Source organism: Rubritepida flocculans DSM 14296, assembly GCF_000425365.1.
GTDB lineage: Bacteria > Pseudomonadota > Alphaproteobacteria > Acetobacterales > Acetobacteraceae > Roseococcus > Roseococcus flocculans.
Genome location: NZ_AUDH01000009.1, coordinates 113,585 through 120,001, shown reverse-complemented (window position 1 = coordinate 120,001; position 6,417 = coordinate 113,585). Strand labels below are relative to the sequence as shown.

3 protein-coding genes are annotated in these 6,417 nt (G+C 74.3%); 1 reads left to right on the top strand and 2 read right to left on the bottom strand.

Features of this window, described 5'->3' with window-relative positions; genetic code table 11:
• Positions 1–134: 134 nt before the first annotated feature.
• Positions 135–2,105 carry a DNA topoisomerase IV subunit B gene (gene parE, locus H596_RS0110475; protein WP_027284852.1) on the bottom strand — a complete coding sequence of 657 codons (1,971 nt, stop codon included), beginning with the start codon at positions 2,103–2,105 and terminating at the stop codon, positions 135–137.
• A 76-nt stretch (positions 2,106–2,181) separates the two neighbouring features.
• Positions 2,182–3,783 (bottom strand): MFS transporter, encoded by a 1,602-nt coding sequence (locus tag H596_RS0110470; protein ID WP_027284851.1) that lies wholly within the window; start codon positions 3,781–3,783, stop codon positions 2,182–2,184.
• Positions 3,784–3,912: 129 nt separating this feature from the next.
• On the opposite strand from H596_RS0110470, the gene mgtA reads away from it, so the two are divergent.
• Positions 3,913–6,384, top strand: a complete 2,472-nt coding sequence (gene mgtA / locus H596_RS0110465; RefSeq protein ID WP_027284850.1) for a magnesium-translocating P-type ATPase — start codon at positions 3,913–3,915, stop codon at positions 6,382–6,384.
• The last annotated feature ends 33 nt before the right edge of the window (positions 6,385–6,417 follow it).

Sequence of the window (6,417 nt, the reverse complement as noted above, 5' to 3'; positions counted from 1 at the left end):
CCATGACCATGCCGACCTCGCCACCAGCCAAATCACAGTGCCACAGTTTCATCCACGGCGGGTCGGGATCGCCGGTGGGTAACTGATACGGGCGGCCACGGTGTTCGGTGCGGCCGGCCGGTTGGCCGGCCGCATCAGGCGTCCAGCATCTCCGCATCCAGCTTGGCCGCGTTCTCCTGGATGAAGCGGAAGCGCAGCTCGGGGCGCCGGCCCATCAGCTCCTCGATGCGCTGGGCGGTAGGCGCGCGGTCCTCGGGCGGCAGCACCACCTGCAGCAGGGTGCGCTTGCCGGGCGCCATGGTGGTCTCGCGCAGCAGGGCGGGCGGCATCTCGCCCAACCCCTTGAAGCGGCTGACCTCGACTTTCTGGTTCGGCTTGAAGTGGCGCTTCATCTGCCGCTCGCGGTCGGCGTCGTCCATCGCATAGACGCTCTTGCCGCCGGCCTGAAGGCGATAGAGCGGCGGCTGGGCGAGGAAGAGCTTCCCCGCCCGCACCAGCTCCGGCAGCTCCTTGTAGAAGAAGGTCATCAGCAGGGCGGCGATGTGCGCGCCGTCCACGTCCGCGTCCGTCATGATGACGATGCGGCCGTAGCGCAGCTTCGCGATGTCGAACCTCTCGCCCACGCCGCAGCCCAGCGCCTCGATCAGGTCGCGCAGCTCCTGGTTCTGGCGCAGCTTCTCCGCACTCGCCGAGGCGACGTTGAGGATCTTGCCCCTGAGCGGCAGCACGGCCTGGGTCTCGCGGTCGCGCGCCTGCTTGGCGCTGCCGCCCGCGCTGTCGCCCTCCACCAGGAACAGCTCCGTGCCCTCGGCGCTCTCGCGCGCGCAGTCGGCGAGCTTGCCGGGCAGGCGCAGCTTGCGCGTGGCGCTCTTGCGCGGCGTCTCCTTCTCGGCGCGGCGGCGCAGCCGCTCCTCCGCGCGCTCGATGGCGAAGGCCAGCAGATTGTCCGCCATGGCCGGGTGGCCGGCCAGCCAATGGTCGAATCGGTCGCGCAGCGCGTTCTCGACCAGGCGCTGCGCGTCGGGCGAGGTGAGCTTGTCCTTCGTCTGCCCCTGGAACTGCGGCTCGCGGATGAAGACGCTGAGCATGCCGGCCAGGCCGGCGAAGAGATCCTCGGCGGTGATGCTCGCCGCGCGCTTTTCCTTCTTGAGCTCGCCATAGCCGCGCAGGCCCTTCACGAGGGCGGCGCGCAGCCCGGCCTCATGGGTGCCGCCCTGCGGCGTGGGGATGGTGTTGGCGTAGGTGGAGAGGAAGCCCTCGCCCTGTTCGAGCCAGGTCAGCGCCACCTCGCAGCGGCCGGCCCCGTTCGGGAAGTCCAGGCTCTCGACGAAGGGCTCGGGCACCACCGTCGCCTTGCCCTCGATGGCGGCGGCGAGGAAGTCCGCGAGCCCCCCGGGGAAGTGCAGCGTGGCCTCGGCGGGCGTCTCCGTGCCGGCGACCAGGGCGGGATCGCAGCGCCAGCGGATTTCCACGCCCTTGAACAGATAGGCCTTGGAGCGGCAGAGGCGGAACAGGCGTTCGGGGCGGAACTTCTGGGCGCCGAAGATCTCGGGATCGGGGCGGAAGCGGATCAGCGTGCCGCGGCGGTTGCGCACCTCGCCCTCGCGCCGGAGCTTCGAGGTGGGCTTGCCGCGCGCGTAGCTCTGGCGGAACAGCTCGCCGCCGCGCGCCACCTCCACCTCCAGCAGTTCCGAGAGCGCGTTCACCACCGAGGAGCCCACCCCGTGCAGCCCGCCCGAGGTGTCATAGGCCTTGCCCGAGAACTTCCCCCCCGAGTGCAGCGTGGTGAGGATCACCTCGAGCGCGGAGAGTTTCGGGAATTTCGGGTGCGGGTCCACCGGGATGCCGCGCCCGTTGTCGCGGATGGAGAGCAGGTTGCCCGCCTCCAGCACCACCTCGATGCGGTCGGCGTGGCCGGCCACCGCCTCGTCCATGGCGTTGTCGAGGATTTCGGCGGCGAGGTGGTGCAGCGCGTTCTCGTCCGTGCCGCCGATGTACATGCCGGGGCGGCGGCGGACGGGCTCGAGCCCCTCCAGCACCTCGATGTCGGCGGCGGTGTAGGCGGCGGCGGGCTTGGCGCCCGCCTTGCCGAACAGGTCGTTCATGGGCGGGGCTTAGCCGCGCGGCCGAGTCCCCGGCAAGCGCGGCGCGGGCGGGGGCGCATTCGCGGTTGGCACGGCCTCAAACCGGCACGTTCACGTAGCGCGCCGCCTCGGGCGGGCCCTCGCCCTCGTGGAAGGCGAGCGCGCGGGCGAGGATGGCCTTGTCCTCCTCCGTCAGCCGCGCGGCCTCGCGCAGATGCTCGGCCCAGCTCTCCACGGTCCAGAGCTCCACCCAGCGCTCGGGGTGGGCCACATCCTCGTAGAGCCGCCAGACCAGCGCGCCCGCGCGCAGCCGCACCCGGCGCGCCCCGGCCATAGCGGCGAGGAACTCCGCCCGGCGCGCGGCGGGCACGCGGTAGCGCACCACCTCCAGCACGCGGTTCTCCTCGCCATGGAGGAAGGCGCTGAGCTCGGAGGCCGCCGGCTCGGGCCGGGCGAGGGCGGCTTCGGGCGGGGGCGCGGGCGGGGCGGCCTCGCCGTCCAGCGAGGCGCGGCGCACCAGCAGCGCGGCCAGCGCCCCGGCCGCGGCGAAGCCCGCCATGGCCCCCGGGACGCCGATCGCGCCGGCGAGCCAGCCCGCCCCGGCCGCGCCCGCCGCCAGCGCGCCGAAGAAGCTCATCTGGTAGATGCCGATGGCGCGCGCCCGCACCCAGGCCGGTGCGGCCATCTGCGCCGCCGCCTGCAGGGTGGAGGCGGCGCTGATCCAGGCCACGCCGTAGAGCACCATGCCCAGGCCGGCGAAGGCCCAGTGGTGCAGCAGCCCCATCACCGCCATTGCCAGCGCGCCGAGCAGCGAGGACCAGAACACCATCCCCGACCGATCGGTGACGCGGCGCGCCGCCGGCAGCAGGAAGCCCGCCGCCACCGCCCCCACCCCCATGCCGCCCAGCAGCAGGCCGAAGGCCTCGGGGCCGAGGCCCAGCGTCTCGCGCACCAGCAGCGGCAAGAGCCCCCACACGGCCGAGGAGAACAGGAAGAACACCACCGCGCGCAGGATGGCCCGGTGCATGGCGGGCGAGGCGAGCACGAAGCGCGCCCCCGCCCGCACGGCCGAGCCGAAGGATTCCGGCGGGCCGCGCCGCCCCGTCTCCACCGCCTCCCGCCGCCAGGCGAGCAGCGCCCCCGCCAGCACGAGCAGGCAGAGCGCATTCACCAGGAAGGCGGCCCCCACGCCCGACCAGGCGATGATCAGCCCGCCGATGGCCGGCCCCACCGCGCGCGTCAGGTTGAAGCCGATGCCGTTCAGCGCGATGGCGCCCACCAGATCCTCGCGCGGGACGAGCTCGGGCGTGGTGGCCGCCCAGGCCGGGAAGGTCATGGCGAGCCCCGCGCCGAGCGCGAAGGTGAAGGCGACCAGCCCCCAGGGCCCGAGCCAGCCCGCCCAGGTGAAGAGGCAGAGCAGCAGCGCCACGCCGCTCATCCAGAGCTGGGCGGCGATGAGGAAGAGCCGGCGGTCCAGGATGTCGGCCAGCGCCCCGGCCGGCAGGGCGAGCAGGAACACCGGCAGCAGGGAGGCCGCCTGAACGAGGCTGACCATCAGCGGCGAGGGGTCGAGCCCCGTCATCAGCCAGCCCGCGGCCGTGTTCTGGACGAACAGCCCGATGTTGGAGGCGAGGTTGGCGAGCCAGAGGAGCCGGAAGGCCGGGTGGCGGAGCGGGGCGAGGGCGGCGGGGCGGCGCATCGCGCCGCAGCATGCCCGATCGGCGCCGGCTTGGCGCGGGTGATCCGGCCAGCCGTCACGCCGCCCAACTCACCGCCTGTTCACGCCCCGGCAGGGCGCGCGTCACGCGCCGCATGGTCTGTCGGGCCCATGCACGACGCCGAGCGGTTCTGGCGCGAGGGGCCTGCGGCCGCCCTCGCCGCCCTTCACAGCGCCCCCGAGGGGCTGAGCGAGGCCGAGGCCCGCGCGCGCCTCGCCCGCTTCGGCCCCAACAGCCCCGCCCCCTCGCCCCGGCGGCGCTGGCCCGCGCGGCTCGCGCGCCGCCTGGCCGAGCCGCTGCTCCTCATCCTCATCGCCGCCGCCCTGCTCTCGGGCCTCACCGGCGAGTGGGCGAGCTGCGCCATCATCCTGATCATCCTCTCCCTCTCCGTCGCGCTGGACATGTTCCAGGAACACCGGGCCGAGCGCGCGGTGGAGGCGCTGCGCGGCGCGGTCGCGCTCACCGCGCGCACGCTGCGCGACGGGGCGGAGCGCGAAATCCCCACCACCGCGCTCGTGCCCGGGGATGTGGTGCGCCTCGGCCCCGGCGATCTCGTGCCCGCCGACGGGCTGGTGCTGCGCGCGGTGCACGCCGAGGCGCAGGAGGCGCTGCTGACGGGCGAGCCCTATCCGGTCGAGAAGCGCCCCGGCCCCTCGGGCGCCACCGAGCCCGCGCGCGCGCATGACGCGCTCTTCGCCGGCACGGCGCTGATGGCGGGCGAGGCGGAGATGCTCGTCACCGCCACGGGCCCGCGCACGCGCTTCGGCGCCATCGCCGCCGCGCTGGAGGCCGAGCCCCCACCCACCGCCTTCCAGCGCGGCCTGCACGCGCTCGGCGTGCTGATCCTGCGGCTGACGGCCTTCCTCGTGCTCTTCCTGCTGCTGACGCATCTTGCCTTCGGGCGCGACGCCATCGAGAGCTTCCTCTTCGCCATCGCGCTGGCCGTCGGCCTCACGCCCGAGCTGCTGCCGATGATCACGACGGTCACGCTCGCGCGCGGGGCGCAGCGCATGGCGCGGCGCAAGGTGGTGGTGAAGCGCCTCTCCGCCATCCATGACCTCGGCGCCATCACCGTGCTCTGCACCGACAAGACGGGCACGCTGACCGAGGCGCGGGTGGAGGTGACCGGCCAGCACGGCGCGCCCGAGACGCTCGAGCTCGCGGCGGTGAACGCGGGCTTCGCGCGCGGCGTGCCCAACCCGCTGGACGCGGCCATCCTCGCCGCCCAGCCCGCGCCCGCCGGCTGGACGCGCTGCGACGACCTGCCCTTCGACTTCGCGCGCCGGCGCAGCGCCGTGCTGGCCGAGGGGCCGGAGGGGCGGCTGCTCATCGTCAAGGGCGCGGCCGAGGAGGTGCTGGCGCTCTGCACCCGGGCGCTGCACGGCGGCTTCGACCGCGCGGCGCTGCAGGCCGAGCAGGCCGGCCTCGCCGCCTCCGGGCTGCGCTGCCTCGCCGTGGCGGTGCGGCCCATGGCGGGCGCGGAGACGATCGCGCCGGAGGACGAGAGGGATCTCGCCTTCGCCGGCTTCCTCGCCTTCGCCGACCCCGCGAAGCCCGACGCCGCGGCCTCGCTCCAGCGGCTCGCGCGGCTCGGCGTCGCGGTGAAGATCGTCTCGGGCGATGCGGCGGAGGTGGTGCGCCACCTGGCGGGCGAGGTCGGCCTCGGCGCGCCCGCGCTGCTGACGGGCGAGGAGATCGCGCGCCTGGACGACGACGCGCTGGCCGCGCGGGCCGAGGCGGTGACGCTCTTCGCCCGCGTCTCGCCCGAGCAGAAGGCGCGGCTGGTGCGCGCGCTGCAGGCGCGCGGGCACACGGTGGGCTTCCTCGGCGATGGCATCAACGACGCGCCGGCCATCCGCGCCGCCGATGCCGGCGTCTCGGTGGCGGGCGCGACCGAGGTGGCCCGCGCCGCGGCCGACCTGATCCTGCTCGAGCAGGATCTGGGCGTGCTGGCCGATGGCGTGGCCGAGGGCCGGCGCACCTACGCCAACATCATGAAGTATCTGCGCATGGGCACCTCCTCCAACTTCGGCAACATGCTCTCCATGGCGGTGGCCTCGCTGTTCATCCCCTTCCTGCCGCTCACGCCCGTGCAGGTGCTGCTGAACAACCTGCTCTACGACCTCTCCGAGACGGGCATCCCCTTCGATTCGGTGGACGAGGCGGAAGTCGCCGCGCCCCAGGCGTGGAACATGGGCGAGGTGCTGCGCTTCACGCTGGTGATGGGCCCGCTCTCCTCCCTCTTCGACCTCGCCGCCTTCGGCATCCTGCTGCTGGGCTTCGGCGCGACGCCGGAGGAGTTCCGCACCGCCTGGTTCGTCGAGAGCATGGCGACGCAGATCCTGGTGATCTTCCTCATCCGCACGCGCGGGCCGGCCTTCGCCTCGCTGCCGCACCCGGCGCTGGCGGCGAGTTCGCTCGGCGCGCTGGCGCTGGCGCTCGCGCTCGCGCTCGGGCCGGCGGCGCCCTGGCTCGGATTCGCGCCGCTGCCCGGCGCGCTGCTCGCCGCGGTGGGGCTGCTGGTGCTGGGCTATCTGCTGGCGGCGGAGCGGCTGAAGCGCCACGCCCTGCGCCGGGGGTGATGGACGCGCGGGGCGGGCCGGCGCAGCATCGCC

Coding starts and splice junctions, on each gene's coding strand:
- parE (WP_027284852.1), bottom strand. CDS start 2,105: ATGAACGACCTGTTCGGCAAGGCGGGCGCCAAGCCCGCCGCCGCCTAC.
- H596_RS0110470 (WP_027284851.1), bottom strand. CDS start 3,783: ATGCGCCGCCCCGCCGCCCTCGCCCCGCTCCGCCACCCGGCCTTCCGG.
- mgtA (WP_027284850.1), top strand. CDS start 3,913: ATGCACGACGCCGAGCGGTTCTGGCGCGAGGGGCCTGCGGCCGCCCTC.